This is a genomic window from Pseudomonas sp. 1152_12, assembly GCF_052850675.1.
Window position 1 is genome coordinate 59,298 of the sequence record NZ_VXCW01000012.1, and the last position, 17,462, is coordinate 76,759.

At 59.2% G+C, this 17,462-nt stretch carries 18 protein-coding genes; 12 read left to right on the forward strand and 6 right to left on the reverse strand.

The window, feature by feature from the left end; all coding sequences use genetic code 11:
* Positions 1-8: 8 nt before the first annotated feature.
* Positions 9-539 (reverse strand): DUF5943 domain-containing protein, encoded by a 531-nt coding sequence (locus tag FW764_RS21630; protein ID WP_008033249.1) that lies wholly within the window; start codon positions 537-539, stop codon positions 9-11.
* Between the two features lie 70 nt (positions 540-609).
* Positions 610-1,587: a dipeptidase gene (locus tag FW764_RS21635; RefSeq protein WP_083356393.1), complete on the reverse strand. Its 978-nt coding sequence runs from the start codon at positions 1,585-1,587 to the stop codon at positions 610-612.
* Positions 1,588-1,805: 218 nt separating this feature from the next.
* Here FW764_RS21635 and FW764_RS21640 point away from each other — a divergent pair, with 218 nt between their 5' ends.
* Genes FW764_RS21640 through FW764_RS21650 form a run of 3 tightly spaced genes read left to right on the forward strand, consistent with a single transcriptional unit; the run spans position 1,806 to position 3,184 of the window.
* The gene (locus FW764_RS21640; RefSeq protein WP_446435627.1) at positions 1,806-2,207 is read left to right on the forward strand and encodes a lysozyme inhibitor LprI family protein; all 402 of its coding nucleotides are present in this window, start codon (positions 1,806-1,808) and stop codon (positions 2,205-2,207) included.
* A gap of 40 nt (positions 2,208-2,247) precedes the next feature.
* Complete coding sequence (locus FW764_RS21645; RefSeq protein ID WP_446435628.1) at positions 2,248-2,730, forward strand: hypothetical protein; 483 nt, start codon at positions 2,248-2,250, stop codon at positions 2,728-2,730.
* Positions 2,731-2,767: 37 nt separating this feature from the next.
* A complete protein-coding gene (locus tag FW764_RS21650; RefSeq protein WP_446435629.1) occupies positions 2,768-3,184 on the forward strand; it encodes a DUF3010 family protein in 417 nt (138 codons plus the stop codon).
* Positions 3,185-3,263: 79 nt separating this feature from the next.
* On the opposite strand, the gene FW764_RS21655 is transcribed toward FW764_RS21650, so the two are convergent.
* The gene (locus tag FW764_RS21655) at positions 3,264-4,442 is read right to left on the reverse strand and encodes an AAA family ATPase (RefSeq protein WP_446435630.1); all 1,179 of its coding nucleotides are present in this window, start codon (positions 4,440-4,442) and stop codon (positions 3,264-3,266) included.
* A 68-nt stretch (positions 4,443-4,510) separates the two neighbouring features.
* Positions 4,511-5,455: a GlxA family transcriptional regulator gene (locus tag FW764_RS21660; RefSeq protein ID WP_446435631.1), complete on the reverse strand. Its 945-nt coding sequence runs from the start codon at positions 5,453-5,455 to the stop codon at positions 4,511-4,513.
* A 194-nt stretch (positions 5,456-5,649) separates the two neighbouring features.
* Between FW764_RS21660 and FW764_RS21665 the strand changes: the two genes are divergently transcribed.
* The 6 genes from FW764_RS21665 to FW764_RS21690 all read left to right on the forward strand — a co-directional run bounded on the left by FW764_RS21665 (position 5,650) and on the right by FW764_RS21690 (position 10,905).
* Entirely contained in the window at positions 5,650-6,594 is a 945-nt protein-coding gene (locus FW764_RS21665) for a choline ABC transporter substrate-binding protein (protein ID WP_446435632.1), read from the forward strand.
* Between the two features lie 77 nt (positions 6,595-6,671).
* Positions 6,672-7,559: a 3-keto-5-aminohexanoate cleavage protein gene (locus tag FW764_RS21670; RefSeq protein ID WP_446435633.1), complete on the forward strand. Its 888-nt coding sequence runs from the start codon at positions 6,672-6,674 to the stop codon at positions 7,557-7,559.
* Between the two features lie 103 nt (positions 7,560-7,662).
* Positions 7,663-8,628, forward strand: coding sequence for an L-carnitine dehydrogenase (locus tag FW764_RS21675; protein WP_446435634.1), 966 nt, complete (start codon positions 7,663-7,665; stop codon positions 8,626-8,628).
* Positions 8,629-8,701: 73 nt separating this feature from the next.
* Positions 8,702-9,181 (forward strand): thioesterase family protein, encoded by a 480-nt coding sequence (locus FW764_RS21680; RefSeq protein ID WP_446435635.1) that lies wholly within the window; start codon positions 8,702-8,704, stop codon positions 9,179-9,181.
* A 9-nt stretch (positions 9,182-9,190) separates the two neighbouring features.
* Positions 9,191-10,351 (forward strand): gamma-butyrobetaine dioxygenase, encoded by a 1,161-nt coding sequence (locus FW764_RS21685; protein WP_446435636.1) that lies wholly within the window; start codon positions 9,191-9,193, stop codon positions 10,349-10,351.
* A 290-nt stretch (positions 10,352-10,641) separates the two neighbouring features.
* Positions 10,642-10,905: a hypothetical protein gene (locus FW764_RS21690; protein ID WP_446435637.1), complete on the forward strand. Its 264-nt coding sequence runs from the start codon at positions 10,642-10,644 to the stop codon at positions 10,903-10,905.
* Positions 10,906-10,999: 94 nt separating this feature from the next.
* On the opposite strand, the gene gbdR is transcribed toward FW764_RS21690, so the two are convergent.
* Entirely contained in the window at positions 11,000-12,103 is a 1,104-nt protein-coding gene (gbdR, locus tag FW764_RS21695) for a choline metabolism transcriptional regulator GbdR (protein ID WP_446435638.1), read from the reverse strand.
* Between the two features lie 495 nt (positions 12,104-12,598).
* On the reverse strand, positions 12,599-13,975 hold the full coding sequence (locus FW764_RS21700) for an L-serine ammonia-lyase (RefSeq protein ID WP_446435639.1): 1,377 nt from the start codon (positions 13,973-13,975) through the stop codon (positions 12,599-12,601).
* A gap of 415 nt (positions 13,976-14,390) precedes the next feature.
* Between FW764_RS21700 and FW764_RS21705 the strand changes: the two genes are divergently transcribed.
* The 3 genes from FW764_RS21705 (at position 14,391) to choV (ending at position 17,428) form a co-directional block, all read left to right on the forward strand.
* Positions 14,391-15,338, forward strand: coding sequence for a choline ABC transporter substrate-binding protein (locus FW764_RS21705; protein ID WP_446435640.1), 948 nt, complete (start codon positions 14,391-14,393; stop codon positions 15,336-15,338).
* 66 nt (positions 15,339-15,404) lie between these two features.
* Positions 15,405-16,250, forward strand: a complete 846-nt coding sequence (gene choW, locus FW764_RS21710; RefSeq protein ID WP_446435641.1) for a choline ABC transporter permease subunit — start codon at positions 15,405-15,407, stop codon at positions 16,248-16,250.
* Entirely contained in the window at positions 16,247-17,428 is a 1,182-nt protein-coding gene (gene choV / locus FW764_RS21715; RefSeq protein ID WP_446435642.1) for a choline ABC transporter ATP-binding protein, read from the forward strand. Before choW ends, choV begins: the two co-directional genes overlap by 4 nt.
* The last annotated feature ends 34 nt before the right edge of the window (positions 17,429-17,462 follow it).

A 17,462-nucleotide genomic window follows, 5' to 3' on the forward strand; every position in this document is an offset into this window, starting at 1 on the left:
TCCTCGACTTACAACGGCTTGACGGTGAACAGGCCATCGTCGTGGCCTTCTTCGGAGCCGCCGTAGACTTGCTCGGCCACCGTGCGGATCTTGCTGCCACGCGCCTGCAGAATCTGGTCCATGGCGCCGGCAAACCAGCCGGTGAACATGTAGTCGACCTTGCGCCCGACCTTGCCGTACACATAGACAAACGCCGAGTGCTCGAGCTTGACGCTGGCGGTGCCTTTGTCGAGGTCGATGTCCTGGATCTTGAACAGGCCCCAGCCGCGCTGCGACAGGCGCTTCATGTAGTGTTCGAATACCGCAACGCCTTCCAGGCCGTGGCATTCAGCTTCTTTTTCACACCAGTGCCAGGCGGATTTGTAGCCGGCCTTGTAGAGGATTTCGGCATAGGCGTCCGCGCCCAAAACCTCTTCGATACCCATGTGGTTGTTGACGAAGAAATGGCGCGGCACGTACAGCATCGGCAGGGCGTCGGAGGTCCAGACACCGGTTTCGCTGTCGACTTCGATTGGCAATTGCGGGGCGATCTTGGCCATGGAAACTTAACTCCAGAAAATTCGTTTTGATGCCCCCGGCACGGATGGCCGGAGGAAAAGAGAGGTTGGCTTATTCGCCCCAAACGTCCTTGAGGACATTGACCCAGTTTTCACCCATGATCTTGCGTACCACGCGCTCGCTGTGGCCGCGCTTGAGCAAGGTCTCGGTGAGGTTGGGGAACTCGCCCACGGTGCGGATGCCCAGCGGGTTGATGATCTTGCCGAAGCTGGTCAGGCGGCGGGCGTAGCCCTTGTCATGGGTCAGCATTTCAAAGAAATCCTGGCCATGGCCCTGGGTGAAGTCGGTGCCGATGCCGATGGCGTCTTCGCCGACGATGTTCATGGTGTATTCGATGGCTTCGGCGTAGTCGTCGATGGTCGAATCGATGCCCTTGGCCAGGAACGGCGCAAACATGGTCACGCCGACAAAACCGCCGTGATCGGCGATGAACTTCAGTTCTTCATCAGACTTGTTGCGCGGGTGCTCTTTAAGGCCGGACGGCAGGCAGTGGGAATAGCACACCGGCTTTTTCGATTCGAGGATGACTTCTTCGCTGGTTTTGGAGCCGACGTGGGACAGGTCGCACATGATGCCGACGCGGTTCATCTCACCGACAACCTCACGACCAAAGCCCGACAGGCCGCCGTCACGCTCGTAGCAACCGGTGCCGACCAGGTTCTGGGTGTTGTAACACATCTGCACCACGCCCACGCCGAGCTGCTTGAAGATCTCGACATAGCCGAGCTGGTCTTCAAACGCGTGAGCATTCTGGAAGCCGAAGATGATGCCGGTCTTGCCCTGCTCCTTGGCCTTGCGGATGTCGGCGGTGGTTTTCACCGGGATCACCAGGTCGCTGTTCTCACGGATCAGGGTCTGGCTGGCCACGATGTTATTGATAGTGGCCTGGAACCCTTCCCACACCGACACGGTGCAGTTGGCGGCGGTCAGCCCGCCTTTGCGCATGTCCTCGAACAGCTCACGGTTCCACTTGGCAATGATCAGCCCGTCGATAACGATGCTGTCGGCATGCAATTGCGCTGGGCTCATCAGGCGTCCCCTTATTGGCGATTCGTGCGCCGAATCGTCTGCCGGCGCTTTGGGGCCAGCATATGCCCAGGGGCTGAACGAACCGGGTGCAAAAACGACAGGGGAATTGCCGAAAGCGTCAATCCGCGACAAAGGCCTACAGGACACGTCTGACTGACGACTGTTCTTTGTCTTACGCTTGAGCCAGAATTCCACATCACCTGATATGAGACGGCGCAATGAAATCGATTTTCCTGGCTTTGGCACTCATCGCAACCGGCGTTCACGCGGCCGAAGACACTGATAACACGCCGTGCGATGGCATCGAAAACGACAAGCAAACCCTGGAATGCGCCACTTACAACAAAACCACCGCCGAGCAATTGCTCAAGGATAACTACCAAAGCCTGCTGGAACGCATGGGTTCGACCTATGGCAGCAACAAGTCACAACTGGCCGACATTACCGCTCGTCTGAAGGATGCCCAGCAGAAGTGGGAAAAGCTGCGCGATGCCGATTGCGCAGTGGACACCTTCCCGGCGGTGAACGGCAGCAAGGACTATGCGATTCAACAGAATGATTGCTTGGCACGGATGAGTGATGAGCGGTCGGAGTTTTTGGAGTCGATTGGGCAGGAATAAGCCAGCTTCAAGCGTCGAGGTTTATTGAAAAGGAATTCACATGTATTACCCACGCGAGGCGCAGAGGGATTTCCTCTATACGCGCGCCGCTCTGCTGTTCTTGGCCATGCTGATACTGTCGCTGATGCTGAGCTTGTCGGTAAGCCGGGGTGCACCTTTTGCACTGATAAAGGCGGCGCCCATCGAAACCATCGGGCACATCACTCAACTGGAAAGCCTCAGCGCCTGGGTCTCAAGCACCAACGTGCATTACGCTTTTGACCATGAAGGCCAACGCATCGAAGGCATGGTGAACAACAGCAGCTACGTCGACGACCCTGGCTACGAAGTGGGCAGCCCGGTCCCGGTGGTGTACTCAAAATGGTTTCCAACGGTGCATAACATCAAGGCGAACCTTAAATCGAGTTCGCCTAACTTCTACATCATGAGCGTAAGCGTCGGCTTGATGATGGTGTTCTCGATACTGATGTTCTGGACGGCGCATCAGATCTTTCAACATCAAGAAGAAGACCGGCATTACTGATACTCGCCACTCAGCCCCCACTTTAATAGGCTATTGAATGACTATCTGCGGCATCGAAATCAAAGGCAGCGAAGCCATCATCGCCATCGCCTCCCTGGACAACCAGGCGCTGAGCCACGTCGCCCTGGCCACCAAGAAAATCGCCCTGGAAGACGACGATGAGGCGGCCAATGTCAAAGCCTTCGCAGCCCAAGTGAAAGCGTTTGTGCAGGCAAACGCCATTACCCGCATCGCGATCAAGAAGCGCAGCAAGAAAGGCGAGTTCGCCGGCGGCCCGACTACGTTCAAGATTGAAGGTGTGTTTCAGTTGCTGGAGGGGGTTGAGGTGACGTTGTTGTCGCCGCAAACCATCAATGCGCAGAACAAGAAGCACAACTTTGATCTGCCGGCCTCGCTGAACAAGTATCAGCATGAGGCTTTCAAAGCGGCGTGTTCGGCACTGGTAAAGAAATAAGCCACACTGAAGATCAGTGTGGGAGCCGGCTTGCCTGCATCGCAGGCAAGCCAGCTCCCACCTTTGAACCTTGTTGCCTTTAAACCCTTGTACGGCCTTTGTGCTGCAGCCAGTCGCCAAACGTTTTGTCTTCCAGGGCATAGCCGCCCCGGCTCGACTTCCACACCAACTCCTTGTCGCGCAGGGCATCGATGCAGGCCTGAATGGTCTGGGTGCCTGGCACCACGTCGCTGCCCATGTCCTCCAGCGCTTTGCTGACGGCCGTGAGGGTGCTGTCGGTGAACGGCGCGAACGGTTGGTTGTGTTGCGAACGCTCCACCATCACTTCCAACACGGCGCGCTGGGGGATGGTGAGGTTGTTCCAGGCGCTTTCAAATTCGGTCCACACGCCCGCGCGCAGCAGTTCGGCACGGCTGTGCAGCAGTTGGCCCAAATTGCTTGCCTCGCCCAGCTCCAGCGCCACTTCACCGATGATGGTGCGCAGCATCTCGGGACGACGGCCTACCAGCTCGAAGGCTTCGTCGATATCCGCAGCGTTGAACTGATTGGTTTTGGCCAAATGCGCATTGAGGTGCACGGTGTAAGCCTGGGTGAACTCTTTGCCAAGCAAAGGGAACGGCGTGATGCTGGAGCCGAAGAATGGCTGGCTTTTGCCCAGCACCAAGTGAGCCAGCTTGTCGCGGTTGGAGCCGGTAAACACCAGGCGCAAGCCACTGCCTTCCTCGTCACGGCCTTGGTTGAGCTGATCCCGGGCGGCCTTCAACGCGAACATCGCATTGATACCTGACTCGGTGGTTAAGGCGTGCTGCGCTTCGTCAATCACCAGCACGACGGTTTTTTCCGCAGCGCTGTGGAGCAATTCCAAGGCTTGGGTCAGCGTGGCGCCGACGGGCAACTGTGGCTTGGTGAAGTCCCAGGAGAGGGTACGCAGAAAGCTAAGTTTCTCGACTCCAATGTTCTTGGCCAGTTTGCGAATGCCCTTTTCATAAGGCACCAAAGCCGCGGCAATAGCGCTGGCGATCAACTCAGCCGGATCTTTCTCCTTGTCGGCCCAGAGATCCACGTACACCGCCAACCACCCCCGCAGCTGACACTCCGGGATCAGGTCTTCGCGCAAAAAGGTGCTTTTGCCGGTACGACGCGGCGCCGCGAGAAACAGGCCAGAGGTAAAGTCCTGAATACCGGCCCCCACCAAACCATCAGCAATGCTGCTTGCCAGGGCGGGGCGGCGGAATACGAAGCCGCTGTTCTTCGACATGCTTTTATACTCAATTATGGAAAGGACTATAAATTATAGTGTCGAGTATAATTAACTATAATTGCCCGTCACACCACCTCTCGTCGCCGATCCTCCCTCGGACATTTCGCAAACCGCGCCCGATAGCTGCGCGTGAAATACGACGGCGACTCAAACCCGCACGCAATACTGACTTCCAGCACGCTCATGTCGCTCTGGCGCAATAACTGCCGGGCTTTTTCCAGGCGTAAGCCCAAATAGAAGTTGCTCGGCGTTTCGTTCAAGTGCAGGCGAAACAGCCGTTCCAGTTGGCGCCGTGTCACCTTGATCGCATCAGCCAATGCCAAGGTGCTCAGCGGCGGCTCAGTGTGTTGCTCCATTTCGCCGATCACCTGCACCAACTTCTTGTTGTTGATGCCGTAGCGCGTGGCGATCTGCATACGCTGGTGGTCTTTGCGCGGCCGGATGCGGCCGAGCACGAATTGTTCGGAAACCTGAATCGCCAGGTCCGGGCCATGGGCCTGGGCGATCAGGTCGAGCATCAGGTCGATGGACGCCGTGCCGCCAGCGCAGGTGATGCGCCGGCGGTCGATCTCGAACAGCTCCTGGGTCACGCTTAGGTGTGGATAAGATTCCTTAAACGCGTCGATGGCTTCCCAGTGCAAGGTCAGGCGGTGGCCGTCGAGCAGGCCTGCTTCAGCGAGCACGCAGGCGCCAGTGTCGATGGCACCCAACGTCACGCCGTCATGATCGAGACGGCGCAACCAGTGTTCCAGCGCAGGCGTGGCGAACTGCAAGGGTTCGAAACCGGCGACCACCATCAGCGTCGCGCCTTTTTTCAGCGGCTCCAATGCGGCGTCAGCGTTGACCGACATCCCGTTGCTCGCCAGCACCGCACCACCATCGGCGCTGAGTACATGCCAGCGGTACAGCTCGCCGCGAAAGCGGTTGGCCACGCGCAGCGGTTCCAACGCGGAGATAAAGCCGATGGCCGAGAAGCCCGGCATTAGCAGAAAGTAGAAATCCTGGGACATGGTGGCGCTCTCGTAGGACGGGCAGCGTGGTCACTGTGATACGCCAGTTCAACCGGCCATTCAAGAGCACAGGTCGCTGCAGTGCAAGAGCGGGTCGCCGCCGTGCGCTTTGCCGCCGTTCAAGCTGCGTACCTTGATCCCACGGCGCACAAAGACGCCGGCCCCCACAATAACGACCTGCCGAGGGATCCACCATGAACCGACTGATTAGCCGCTGCGTGCTTGCACTCAGCGCCAGCGCCATTTTGAGCACCCACGTGATGGCAGCCGATGCGGCTTCTTGCCAAAACGTGCGCATGGGCGTGGTGAACTGGACCGACGTGATCGCCACCAGCGCCATGACCCAAGTGTTGCTCGATGGCCTCGGCTACAAAACCAAACAAACCAGCGCCTCCCAGCAAATCATCTTCGCCGGCATCCGTGACCACCGCCTGGACCTGTTCCTGGGGTACTGGAACCCGCTGATGACCCAGACCATTACCCCCTTTGTTGACGCAAAACAGGTGAAGGTCCTTGAAAAACCGAGCCTGGAAGACGCGCGCGCGACCCTCGCCGTGCCGACTTACCTGGCGGACAAGGGCCTGAAAACCTTTGCTGACATCGCCAAGTTCGAGAAAGAGCTGGGCGGCAAGATCTACGGCATCGAGCCAGGTTCAGGCGCCAACACCCAGATCAAGGCGATGATCGCCAAGAACCAGTTCGGCCTGGGCAAATTCCAACTGGTGGAATCCAGCGAAGCTGGCATGCTCGCCGCCGTGGACCGCGCGGTACGCCGCAAGGAAGCCGTGGTGTTCTTTGGCTGGGCGCCGCACCCGATGAACGTCAACGTGGCGATGACTTACCTGACCGGCAGCGACGACGCCTTGGGCCCGAACGAAGGCATGGCCACGGTGTGGAGCGTCACTGCGCCGACCTACGCCGAGCAGTGCCCGAACGTGTACAAGCTGCTGACCAACCTGACCTTCACCGCCGCTGACGAGAGCCGAATGATGCAGCCGTTGCTGGATCACAAAGACGCGCTCGAATCCGCCAAGCAGTGGCTCAAGGACCACCCGCAAGACCAGCAGCGCTGGCTTGAAGGCGTGACCACCTTCGACGGCAAACCGGCCGCGGCCAACCTGCAACTGACCCGCAAGTAACCTGACTCGAATCACCGTGTCGCAGCCGTTTTTGGCTGCGAGCGGCATCACTACGTCCGCCTGTAAGGAACCGACTCATGAATCACGACGTCATCATCACCTGCGCACTCACCGGTGCTGGCGACACGACCGCCAGAAGCCCACACGTGCCGGTCACTCCCAAACAAATCGCCGCTGCCGCCGTGGAAGCCGCCAAGGCTGGCGCGACCGTGGTGCACTGCCACGTGCGTGACCCCGAAACCGGCAAGTTCAGCCGCGATGTTGCGTTGTACCGCGAAGTGATGGAGCGCATCCGCGAGGCCGATATCGACATCATCGTCAACCTCACCGCCGGCATGGGCGGCGACCTGGAAATCGGCGGCGGCGAGAATCCGATGGAGTTCGGCCCCAACACCGACCTGGTCGGCCCACTGACGCGCCTGGCTCACGTCGAGGAGCTGCTGCCGGAAATCTGTACCCTGGACTGCGGCACGCTGAACTTCGGTGACGGCGACACCATTTACGTGTCCACCCCGGCGCAACTACGTGCTGGCGCCAAGCGTATTCAAGAGCTGGGCGTTAAGGCCGAGCTGGAAATTTTCGACACCGGCCACCTGTGGTTCGCCAAGCAGATGATCAAAGAGGGCCTGCTCGACAACCCGCTGTTCCAACTGTGCCTGGGCATTCCGTGGGGCGCACCGGCCGACACCACCACCATGAAAGCCATGGTCGACAACCTGCCCGCCGATGCGGTGTGGGCCGGCTTCGGTATTGGTCGCATGCAAATGCCGATGGCAGCCCAAGCGGTGCTGCTGGGCGGCAACGTGCGGGTCGGCCTGGAAGACAACCTGTGGCTGGACAAAGGCGTGCTCGCCACCAACGGCCAACTGGTGGAACGGGCGGGTGAAATCCTCAGCCGCCTCGGCGCGCGGGTCATGACCCCGGCGGAAGGCCGAATCAAGATGGGCCTGACCAAGCGCGGCTAACTCCCTGCCGAAACCGAATTAAAAATGTGGGAGCGGGCTTGCTCGCTCCCACATTTTGCACCGGTTGCCAACACAGAATTTGCGAATACTTTAGGAACTTGCCATGAGTTTTATCACTGAAATCAAAACCTTCGCCGCCCTCGGCAGCGGCGTCATCGGCAGCGGCTGGGTGTCTCGCGCGCTGGCCCACGGCCTGGATGTCATCGCCTGGGACCCGGCGCCCGGCGCCGAAGCGGCCCTGCGCAAGCGCGTCGCCAACGCCTGGGGCGCCCTGGAAAAACAAGGCTTGGCACCGGGAGCCTCCCAGGACCGCCTGCGCTTTGTCGCCACGATCGAAGAGTGCGTAAAAGACGCCGACTTCATCCAGGAAAGCGCTCCGGAACGCCTGGAGCTGAAACTGGAATTGCACAGTAAGATCAGCGCGGCGGCCAAGCCGAATGCGCTGATTGGTTCGAGTACCTCGGGCCTGTTGCCAAGCGAGTTCTACGAGGGTTCCACCCACCCGGAACGCTGCGTGGTCGGCCACCCGTTTAACCCGGTTTACCTGTTGCCGCTGGTGGAAGTGGTGGGCGGCAAACATACCGCGCCGGAGGCTGTTCAGGCGGCGATCAAGGTGTATGAATCACTCGGCATGCGCCCGTTGCATGTGCGTAAGGAAGTGCCGGGGTTTATCGCTGACCGCCTGCTTGAAGCGCTGTGGCGTGAGGCGCTGCACTTGGTTAACGACGGCGTGGCGACCACCGGTGAGATCGACGATGCCATCCGTTTTGGCGCCGGCTTGCGTTGGTCGTTCATGGGCACCTTTCTGACTTACACCCTGGCCGGCGGTGATGCCGGGATGCGGCATTTCATGGCGCAGTTCGGCCCGGCATTGCAGTTGCCGTGGACGTACCTGCCGGCACCGGAGCTGACCGACAAGTTGATTGATGATGTGGTCGAGGGCACCAGCGATCAGTTGGGTAAACACAGCATTTCGGCGCTGGAGCGCTATCGTGATGATTGCCTGCTGGCGGTGCTGGAAGCGGTGAAGACCACCAAAGCCAAGCACGGGATGAGCTTCGCTGAGTGACCGTTGTTGATCTCTGTGGGAGCTGGCTTGCCTGCTCCTACATTTAAGCAAGTACATAGCCGGAATTTATGTGATGCCTGCACTGACCACCTACACCACCAGCATCCTCCCCGAGTGGGTGGACTACAACGGCCACCTGCGCGATGCGTTCTACCTGCTGATCTTCAGCTACGCCACCGACGCACTGATGGACACCCTTGGCCTGGACAGCGAAAACCGCGAAGCCAGCGGCCACTCGTTGTTCACCCTGGAGCTGCACCTCAACTACCTGCACGAAGTGAAACTCGGTGCCGAGGTGCAAGTGCACACGCAACTGATCGGCCATGACGCCAAGCGCCTGCACCTCTATCACAGCCTGCATTTAGTCGGCGACGAGAAGGAACTGGCCGGCAACGAACAAATGCTGCTGCACGTCGATCTCGCGGGGCCGCATTCAGCGCCGTTTACCGAGGCCACACTCGCAAAACTCGCGGCCATCGGTGCGCACCAAGCCGACCTGCCCCGCCCCCCGCTCCTCGGCCGGGTCATTGGCCTGCCACCCAAAAAGCCATAAGGAATCACCATGCAAACCGCCGCCGCTGTTGCCGATTTCCGTACCTACCCAACGATCAGCGACCTCGCCGATGCGCAGGTGCTGAAGGATCTGATTCGCGTGCGGTGGGCCGATGGCCGAGTCAGCCCGTTCCATCATCAGTGGTTGCGCGATAACTGCCCATGCACCGAATGCGTGTACAGCGTGACTCGCGAGCAAGTGCTGGAAATTGTCGACGTGGATGAAAACCTCAGCGCCGTCAGTGTACGTATCGACCACGGGTTTCTAAGCGTGGAGTGGCGTGGCGGCCATCGCAGCCAATACGACCCTGGCTGGCTGCGAGCACATGCCTACGACGATGAATCACGCGCCGAGCGTCGGGCGGCCAAACCAAAATCGCGGCTGTGGGACCACACGTTTGAACTGCCCGTATTCGACTACGCCGCCGTGATGGAAGACCCGAATATTCTGCTGCAATGGTTGCTGGCCTTGCGTGACGGCGGCCTCACGCAAATCCGTGGCGTACCCACTGAACCTGGCTCGCTGGCACTGATCGCCAAGCGCATTTCGTTTATCCGCGAGAGCAACTTCGGTGTGCTGTTCAACGTGCAATCCAAGGCCGATGCCGACAGCAATGCCTACACCGCTTTCAACCTGCCGCTGCACAGCGATTTGCCGACGCGTGAGTTGCAGCCGGGGCTGCAATTTCTGCACTGCCTGGTGAACGATGCCACCGGCGGCGAGAGTATTTTTGTCGATGGGTTTGCCATCGCCCATGCGCTGCGCAGCGAAGACCCCGAGGCATTTCACGCGCTGTGTGAAATCCCCGTGGAATTTCGCAATAAGGACCGTCACAGCGACTACCGCCGCCTCGCGCCGATCATTGCGCTGGATGCGTTAGGTGAAGTGGCGGAGATCCGCATGGCCAACTTTCTGCGCGGGCCATTCGAGGCAAGCGTGGAGCAAATGCCATTGCTGTATCGGGCTTATCGGCGCTTGATCACGATGACGCGCGAAGATCGTTTCCGTTGGGTCAAACGCCTGAATCCGGGCGAGCTGTGGTGCTTTGATAACCGCCGCACCTTACATGCGCGCAATGCGTTTGACCCCGCCTCCGGGGCGCGGCATTTCCAGGGTTGTTATATCGACCGGGATGAGTTGCTCTCTAGAATTCTGGTGTTGCAGCGGTAGACCGAGTCGCGGCCATCGCAGTCACTGCAAAACCCCAGGCAAAAAAAGCCCCGATCCAGCCGTGACCGGATCGGGGCAGAGTGCTTGGTGTGAGCGTGACATCCCGAGGGTGACCAAACCTTCAAGGTGCGTGCCTGGGAATCAGTGTGCCTATTACTTGTTTGGGCAAATGACCCGAAAACGACCTGCTCATAGCCATCTGAGCCATTCGTCAATTCTGCCCTTGCCGACGGGCCGGGGGCCTACCAGAATCCAAGTCAGTCCCCGCTCCCTACACCAGGATGAACGTCATGATGCACGCGGATTTGATTGACCAGGATGACCTGCTGGGCCAGCTGCGCTCGCTGGGTTTTGAAGTGTCCAGCGGTGCTACCGCCGAGCAGGCTTGCGAGTGTGCGGTGCGCGGTTTGAGTGCCGCGCGGGCCAAGGCGCTCAAGGGCATGGTGGAACAGATGTACACCGGCAGCGCGACGATCTTGCCGGCAGTGCGCCAGGCGATCGACAAGCAGTTGTTGCCGGCTTTGGGGCAGTTCAAGCAGAACTCTGGCGCCTGATAGATCGCTATCGCAGGCAAGCCAGCTTTCACATTTGAATTGTGAACACAGTCAAATGTGAAAGCTGGCTTGCCTGCGATGAAGTCCCTTCGGTCTAGAGCCTTACACTCGCGAAAGTCGACTCATTCCTGGCCTGACTCAACGCCGACATCGGCCCCGCCAACGGTGACAACACCAGCGCCTGCGGAATCGGCATCATCGCCACTTGCTGGGTGGTGTTGGAGCCTACACGCTCATCGCGAGGCGGAATGCCGAAGTATTCGCGGTAGCACTTGGAGAAGTGCGGCGTGGACACAAACCCGCACACCGAGGCCACTTCGATGATCGACATCGGCGTTTGCTTGAGCAATTGCCGCGCACGAATCAGGCGCAGCTTCAGGTAATAACGCGATGGCGAGCAGTGCAGGTATTTCTGGAATAGCCGCTCCAACTGGCGGCGCGACACGGCGACGTACACCGCCAGTTCGTCCAGGTCGATGGGCTCTTCGAGGTTGGCTTCCATCAGCGCGACGATTTCCTGCAGCTTCGGCTGGTTGGTGCCGAGCATGTGCTTGAGCGGCACGCGCTGGTGATCCTGTTCGTTACGGATACGTTCGTAGACAAACATTTCGGAGATGGCGGCTGACAACTCGCGCCCGTGGTCACGGCTGATCAGGTGCAACATCATGTCCAGCGGCGCAGTGCCGCCCGAACTGGTGAAGCGGTTGCGGTCGAGGGTGAACAGGCGTGTGCTCATGGCCACGCGCGGGAACGCTTCCTGCATCGACGCCAGGCACTCCCAGTGCACACTGCAGTCAAAACCGTCGAGCAAACCAGCGCAGGCCAGGGCCCAACTGCCGGTGCACACGGCGCCAAGGCGACGCGACTGGCGTGCCTGGCTTTGCAGCCACGACACATGTTCACGGGTAACAGTGCGCTGGATGCCCACGCCGCCGCACACCATCACAGTGTCCAGGGCCGGGGCTTTGTGCATGGAGGCATCGGGGGTGATTTGCAGACCATCGCTGGCCCAGACCTGGTTGCCGTCGACACTCAGGGTTGTCCAGCGATACAGCTCGCGGCCGGACAGCTGGTTGGCCATGCGCAGAGGCTCCACTGCAGACGCCAGGGAAATCAGCGTGAAATTGTCCAGCAGCAAAAAGCCGATGGATTGAGGCGCACGGTTCTGGGCTTGAGCCCCTGAGTTGAACGACGTCATCGCGGTATCTCCTCACACAAAGCGGGTGATGGCCTCAGGCGAGGCTCTTGTTATTGCGCTCTGCTCTTGTGCAGAGAGAGGCTTTGAATTGATAGAGCAAATGCCATGCCTAAAATTGAATGGCCATTCAATAACTCCTGAAAACGACCTGATGACGTGGCTATATAAGCCCGCGCAAGGAGTGCGGGATATGCCCCAAAAAGGACGTTGGGATAAGCCTGCTCACGGGGTGTGAGCAGATCGGTAGCACTTGTGGGAAGGCGCTTTGAGGGCATGGGAAAAGTCTGTCACCGCACGCACGGGTGACGGGTGGTCGAGCAGGAAATCGTTCGCAGACTACTTATCTGTTTGCGACGCGCTAAAAGGTGGCGCGTTTGGGTTCGGGTGTTCACTTTATGAGCAGTTTGTCTGAGCTACCGACATCGCGGGCAAGCCCACATTTTGACCTGCGAATACATTCAAAGGTGGCTTGCCTGCGATGCAGGCGACTGGGTCTCAGCACTCGACCGCACTCACCGCCAACCCGCCCCGCGATGTTTCCTTGTACTTGTCATGCATGTCCGCGCCGGTATCGCGCATGGTGCGGATCACCCGGTCCAGGGAGATAAAATGCTGCCCATCGCCACGCAGGGCCATTTGCGCGGCGTTGATCGCCTTGACCGCTGCAATCGCATTGCGTTCGATACAGGGCACTTGCACCAACCCGCCCACCGGGTCGCAGGTCAGGCCGAGGTTGTGTTCCAATCCGATTTCCGCGGCATTGCACACTTGCTCCGGCGTCGCACCGAGAATCTCTGCCAGCCCCGCCGCAGCCATGGCGCAGGCTGAACCCACTTCGCCCTGGCAGCCGACTTCGGCCCCTGAGATCGAGGCGTTTTTCTTGCACAGAATCCCCACCGCCGCCGCGCCGAGCAGGTAATCAACAACGTTGGCTTCAGTGACCTCTTCGCTGAACTTCATAAAGTAGTGCAGCACCGCCGGGATGATCCCCGCCGCGCCATTAGTCGGTGCGGTGACCATGCGCCCGCCGGCGGCGTTTTCCTCATTCACCGCCAGGGCGAACAGGTTGACCCACTCCATCGCGCTCAAGGTCGAGCCGATCACATTCGGCTTGCCCAGCTCCTGCAAGCTGCGGTGCAACTTGGCAGCGCGGCGACGCACGTTCAAGCCGCCAGGCAGGATGCCCTCATGCTTGAGACCCTGCTCCACACAATCCTGCATGGCCCGCCAAAGTTTCATCAGCCCCGTGCGGATTTCTTCTTCGGAACGCCAGACCTTTTCGTTAGCCAGCATCAACTCGGCCACGCGCAGGTTGTGGGTTTTGCACAGCTGCAACAGCTCCACCGCGCTGGAAAAGTCATACGGCAGTTCGGTGCGGTCCATATCGGCCACACCGCTTTGCGCCTGGGCTTGATCCACCACAAAACCGCCACCGACTGAATAGTAAGTATCGCGGTGCAGCTCGCCGTCTGCGCCGAACACCACCAGCGTCATGCCGTTGGGATGGAACGGCAGGTTTTCGTCGAGCAGGCGCATGTCGCGCGCCCACATGAAAGGCACCGGCACATACCCGTCGAGCAAGAGCGTATCGGTCTCGCGCAGGGTGTGAATACGTGGGCCAATTTGCGCCGGGTCGATTGCGTCCGGCCACTCGCCCATCAGGCCCATGATGGTGGCTGTGTCGCTGCCGTGGCCGATGCCGGTAGCCGACAATGAGCCATACAGCTGAACTTCGACGCGCATGACTTGTTCCAACAGTTCACGTTCACGCAATGCTTGGACGAACAACGCCGCGGCGCGCATGGGGCCGACGGTGTGAGAACTCGAAGGCCCGATGCCGATCTTGAACAGGTCGAAAACGCTGATAGCCATTGCCGTGAAACTCCTCGGTGAGCAGGCTAGGCATGAACAAGCTGCTACGCTCAGATCGCCCAGATGGCGGCATCATCAAGCTTTTATCCGCCCTCACGGCGTCTCACACCGACGTAACCATGCTCACCAACGCCGCCCTCGTGCGATCAGGCGTTTTGGCCGTTTTTAGCGGTGCAGATCAGTAAAAACTGCAGTTTTGACACTGGAAAAATCTGTAAGCGACGTTACCGACACTGGATGCGACCATCCCTGTACTGGATACGACGCCCCCTGTAGGCGGCAGATTTTCACTGGTACATGATCAGTCTCGACTCGTTTGCAAGGCACCGTGCCTGCGCTTCATCGCACGCCCCAACCGCAACACTTATAAAGCGCGGCGAAAGCCGCCAGAAAAAAGACACAGGAGTCTACCCCGATGAAAGGTTCACCCTCGTTGTTGTTGGCCGCCATGCTGAGTCTGCCAGTTGTGGCACACGCTGCAGAACCGGAACAGTGCAAGACCGTTAACTTCTCCGATGTCGGCTGGACCGACATCACCGTCACTACCGCGACCACCAGCGAAATCCTCAAGGGCCTGGGCTACAAGCCGCGCACCACGATGATTTCGGTACCTGTGACCTACAAGTCACTGGCCGACGGCAAGAACATGGACATCTTCCTCGGCAACTGGATGCCGACCATGGAAAACGACATCAAGCAGTACCGTGATGCCGGCACCGTGGAAACCGTGCGCGCCAACCTGGAAAACGCCAAGTACACCCTGGCGGTGCCCGAAGCGCTGTACAACAAAGGCCTTAAAGATTTCGCCGACATCGTCAAATTCAAGGATGAACTGGGCGGCAAGATCTACGGTATCGAGCCGGGTAACGATGGCAACCGCACCATCCAGACGCTCATCGACAAAGACGCCTTCGGCCTGAAAACCGCGGGTTTCAAAGTGGTTGAGTCCAGTGAAGCCGGGATGCTCTCGCAAGTAGAACGCGCCGCCAGACGGGACCAGGCCATCGTGTTCCTCGGCTGGGAACCGCACCCGATGAACACCCGCTTCAAGATGAAGTACCTGACTGGCGGTGACGATTCGTTCGGCCCCAACTACGGCCAGGCCACCATTTATACCAACGTCCGCAAGGGCTACACCCAGGAATGCAGCAACGTTGGCCAATTGCTGAAAAACCTGTCGTTCACCTTGAACATGGAAAGCACCCTGATGGGTAACGTGCTGGACGACAAGATGAAGCCTGACGCCGCGGCCAAAGCCTGGCTGCAGAAGAACCCGCAAGTGCTCGACACCTGGCTCGCCGGTGTGACCACGGTTGATGGCAAACCAGGTCTGGAGGCCGTCAAGGAATACCTCGCCAAGTAAGTGCTGACCCCGGGGCGGTACGCTGCCCCGGGATGTTTTCCCCTTCGCATGTGGACATTCACTACCATGCTGACTGAACATAAAATCCCACTAGGCCAGTACATCGCTGCCTTCGTCGAATGGTTGACCCAACACGGTGCCAACTACTTCGACGCAATCGCATCGACCCTGGAAACGATGATCCACGGCGTGACGTTTGCGCTAACCTGGTTCAATCCACTGGCATTGATCGGTCTGGTTGCGCTACTCGCTCACTTTATTCAACGCAAATGGGGCCTGACAGTGTTTGTCATTGCCGCCTTCCTGCTGATCCTGAACCTGGGGTACTGGCAGGAAACCATGGAAACCCTCGCACAGGTGTTGTTCGCCACCCTGGTCTGCGTGGTTATTGGTGTGCCGCTGGGCATTGTTGCCGCGCACAAACCCATGTTCTACACCCTGATGCGACCGGTGCTCGATCTGATGCAGACCGTACCGACCTTCGTCTACCTCATCCCTACCCTGACCCTCTTCGGGCTCGGTGTTGTGCCTGGTCTGATCTCCACGGTGGTGTTCGCGATCGCTGCGCCTATCCGTCTGACCTACCTGGGCATCCGTGATGTGCCGCAAGAGTTGATGGACGCCGGCAAGGCCTTTGGCTGCTCGCGTCGCCAGTTGCTCTCGCGCATTGAACTGCCCCACGCCATGCCGAGCATTGCCGCCGGCATTACCCAATGCATCATGCTGTCGTTGTCGATGGTGGTGATTGCGGCCCTGGTGGGTGCCGACGGCCTCGGCAAACCGGTGGTCAACGCACTCAACACCGCCGACATCGCCCTGGGCTTTGAAGCTGGCCTGGCAATCGTATTGCTGGCGATCATGCTCGACCGCATCTGCAAACAACCCGACGCTAAAGTAGGGGGTGATGCATGAGCATTATCCGATTCGACAATGTCGACGTGATCTTCTCCAAAGACCCGCGCGAAGCACTCAAGCTGCTCGACCAAGGCATGCATCGCAACGAGATCCTGAAAAAGACAGGGCAGATTGTCGGCGTTGAAAAAGCCAGCCTGGATATTGAGAAAGGTGAAATCTGCGTGCTGATGGGCTTGTCGGGCTCCGGCAAGTCGAGCTTGCTGCGCTGCATCAACGGCCTTAACACCGTGAGCCGTGGTCAGCTGTTTGTGGAGCATGAAGGACGCCAGATCGACATCGCTTCGTGCACCCCGGCCGAGCTGAAAATGATGCGCACCAAGCGCATCGCCATGGTGTTCCAGAAGTTCGCCCTGATGCCCTGGCTGACGGTGCGCGAGAACATCAGCTTTGGTCTTGAAATGCAGGGCCGCCCAGAAAAAGAACGGCGCGCGCTGGTGGATGAAAAACTCGAGCTGGTGGGCCTGGCCCAATGGCGCAACAAGAAGCCCGATGAGCTGTCGGGCGGCATGCAGCAGCGCGTCGGCCTGGCCCGCGCACTGGCGATGGACGCCGATATCCTACTGATGGACGAACCCTTCTCCGCCCTCGACCCGCTGATCCGTCAAGGCTTGCAAGATGAACTGCTGGAGCTGCAACGCAAGCTGAACAAGACCATCGTATTCGTTAGCCACGACCTGGACGAGGCACTCAAGCTCGGCAGCCGTATCGCGATCATGAAAGATGGAAAGATCGTCCAGTACAGCGTGCCGGAAGAGATCGTGCTGAACCCGGCGGACGACTATGTGCGCACCTTCGTCGCCCACACCAACCCGCTGAACGTACTGTGCGGTCGCAGCCTGATGCGCACCCTGGACGACTGCAAACGCATCAACGGTTCTGTGTGTTTAGATCCGGGCGACGATTCGTGGCTGGACCTGGCTGAAGGCAACACCATCCAGGGCGCCCGCCAGAATGGCGCGGTGATGAACCTGCAGAATTGGGCACCAGGGCAACCGGTTGAAGGTTTGGGCCGTGTACCGACGCTGGTGGACTCCAATATCGGCATGCGCGATGCGCTACAAATTCGTTATCACACCGGGAATAAGTTGGTGTTGCATGACAGCAACCACCAGGTGGTGGGGATCTTGGGGGACAGCGAGCTTTACCATGCCCTGCTGGGCAAGAACCTGGGCTGAGGCAGCAACGGAAGGAATGCGGTCAATGTGGGAG

Excerpts from the sequence above, each read along its gene's own strand:
- FW764_RS21680 (WP_446435635.1), top strand. The coding sequence starts at position 8,702 with ATGCCTGCACTGACCACCTACACCACCAGCATCCTCCCCGAGTGGGTG.
- FW764_RS21700 (WP_446435639.1), bottom strand. The coding sequence starts at position 13,975 with ATGGCTATCAGCGTTTTCGACCTGTTCAAGATCGGCATCGGGCCTTCG.
- FW764_RS21675 (WP_446435634.1), top strand. The coding sequence starts at position 7,663 with ATGAGTTTTATCACTGAAATCAAAACCTTCGCCGCCCTCGGCAGCGGC.
- FW764_RS21630 (WP_008033249.1), bottom strand. The coding sequence starts at position 539 with ATGGCCAAGATCGCCCCGCAATTGCCAATCGAAGTCGACAGCGAAACC.
- FW764_RS21665 (WP_446435632.1), top strand. The coding sequence starts at position 5,650 with ATGAACCGACTGATTAGCCGCTGCGTGCTTGCACTCAGCGCCAGCGCC.
- FW764_RS21645 (WP_446435628.1), top strand. The coding sequence starts at position 2,248 with ATGTATTACCCACGCGAGGCGCAGAGGGATTTCCTCTATACGCGCGCC.
- FW764_RS21655 (WP_446435630.1), bottom strand. The coding sequence starts at position 4,442 with ATGTCGAAGAACAGCGGCTTCGTATTCCGCCGCCCCGCCCTGGCAAGC.
- FW764_RS21650 (WP_446435629.1), top strand. The coding sequence starts at position 2,768 with ATGACTATCTGCGGCATCGAAATCAAAGGCAGCGAAGCCATCATCGCC.
- FW764_RS21690 (WP_446435637.1), top strand. The coding sequence starts at position 10,642 with ATGATGCACGCGGATTTGATTGACCAGGATGACCTGCTGGGCCAGCTG.
- FW764_RS21660 (WP_446435631.1), bottom strand. The coding sequence starts at position 5,455 with ATGTCCCAGGATTTCTACTTTCTGCTAATGCCGGGCTTCTCGGCCATC.
- choW (WP_446435641.1), top strand. The coding sequence starts at position 15,405 with ATGCTGACTGAACATAAAATCCCACTAGGCCAGTACATCGCTGCCTTC.
- FW764_RS21685 (WP_446435636.1), top strand. The coding sequence starts at position 9,191 with ATGCAAACCGCCGCCGCTGTTGCCGATTTCCGTACCTACCCAACGATC.
- gbdR (WP_446435638.1), bottom strand. The coding sequence starts at position 12,103 with ATGACGTCGTTCAACTCAGGGGCTCAAGCCCAGAACCGTGCGCCTCAA.
- FW764_RS21670 (WP_446435633.1), top strand. The coding sequence starts at position 6,672 with ATGAATCACGACGTCATCATCACCTGCGCACTCACCGGTGCTGGCGAC.
- FW764_RS21635 (WP_083356393.1), bottom strand. The coding sequence starts at position 1,587 with ATGAGCCCAGCGCAATTGCATGCCGACAGCATCGTTATCGACGGGCTG.
- choV (WP_446435642.1), top strand. The coding sequence starts at position 16,247 with ATGAGCATTATCCGATTCGACAATGTCGACGTGATCTTCTCCAAAGAC.
- FW764_RS21705 (WP_446435640.1), top strand. The coding sequence starts at position 14,391 with ATGAAAGGTTCACCCTCGTTGTTGTTGGCCGCCATGCTGAGTCTGCCA.
- FW764_RS21640 (WP_446435627.1), top strand. The coding sequence starts at position 1,806 with ATGAAATCGATTTTCCTGGCTTTGGCACTCATCGCAACCGGCGTTCAC.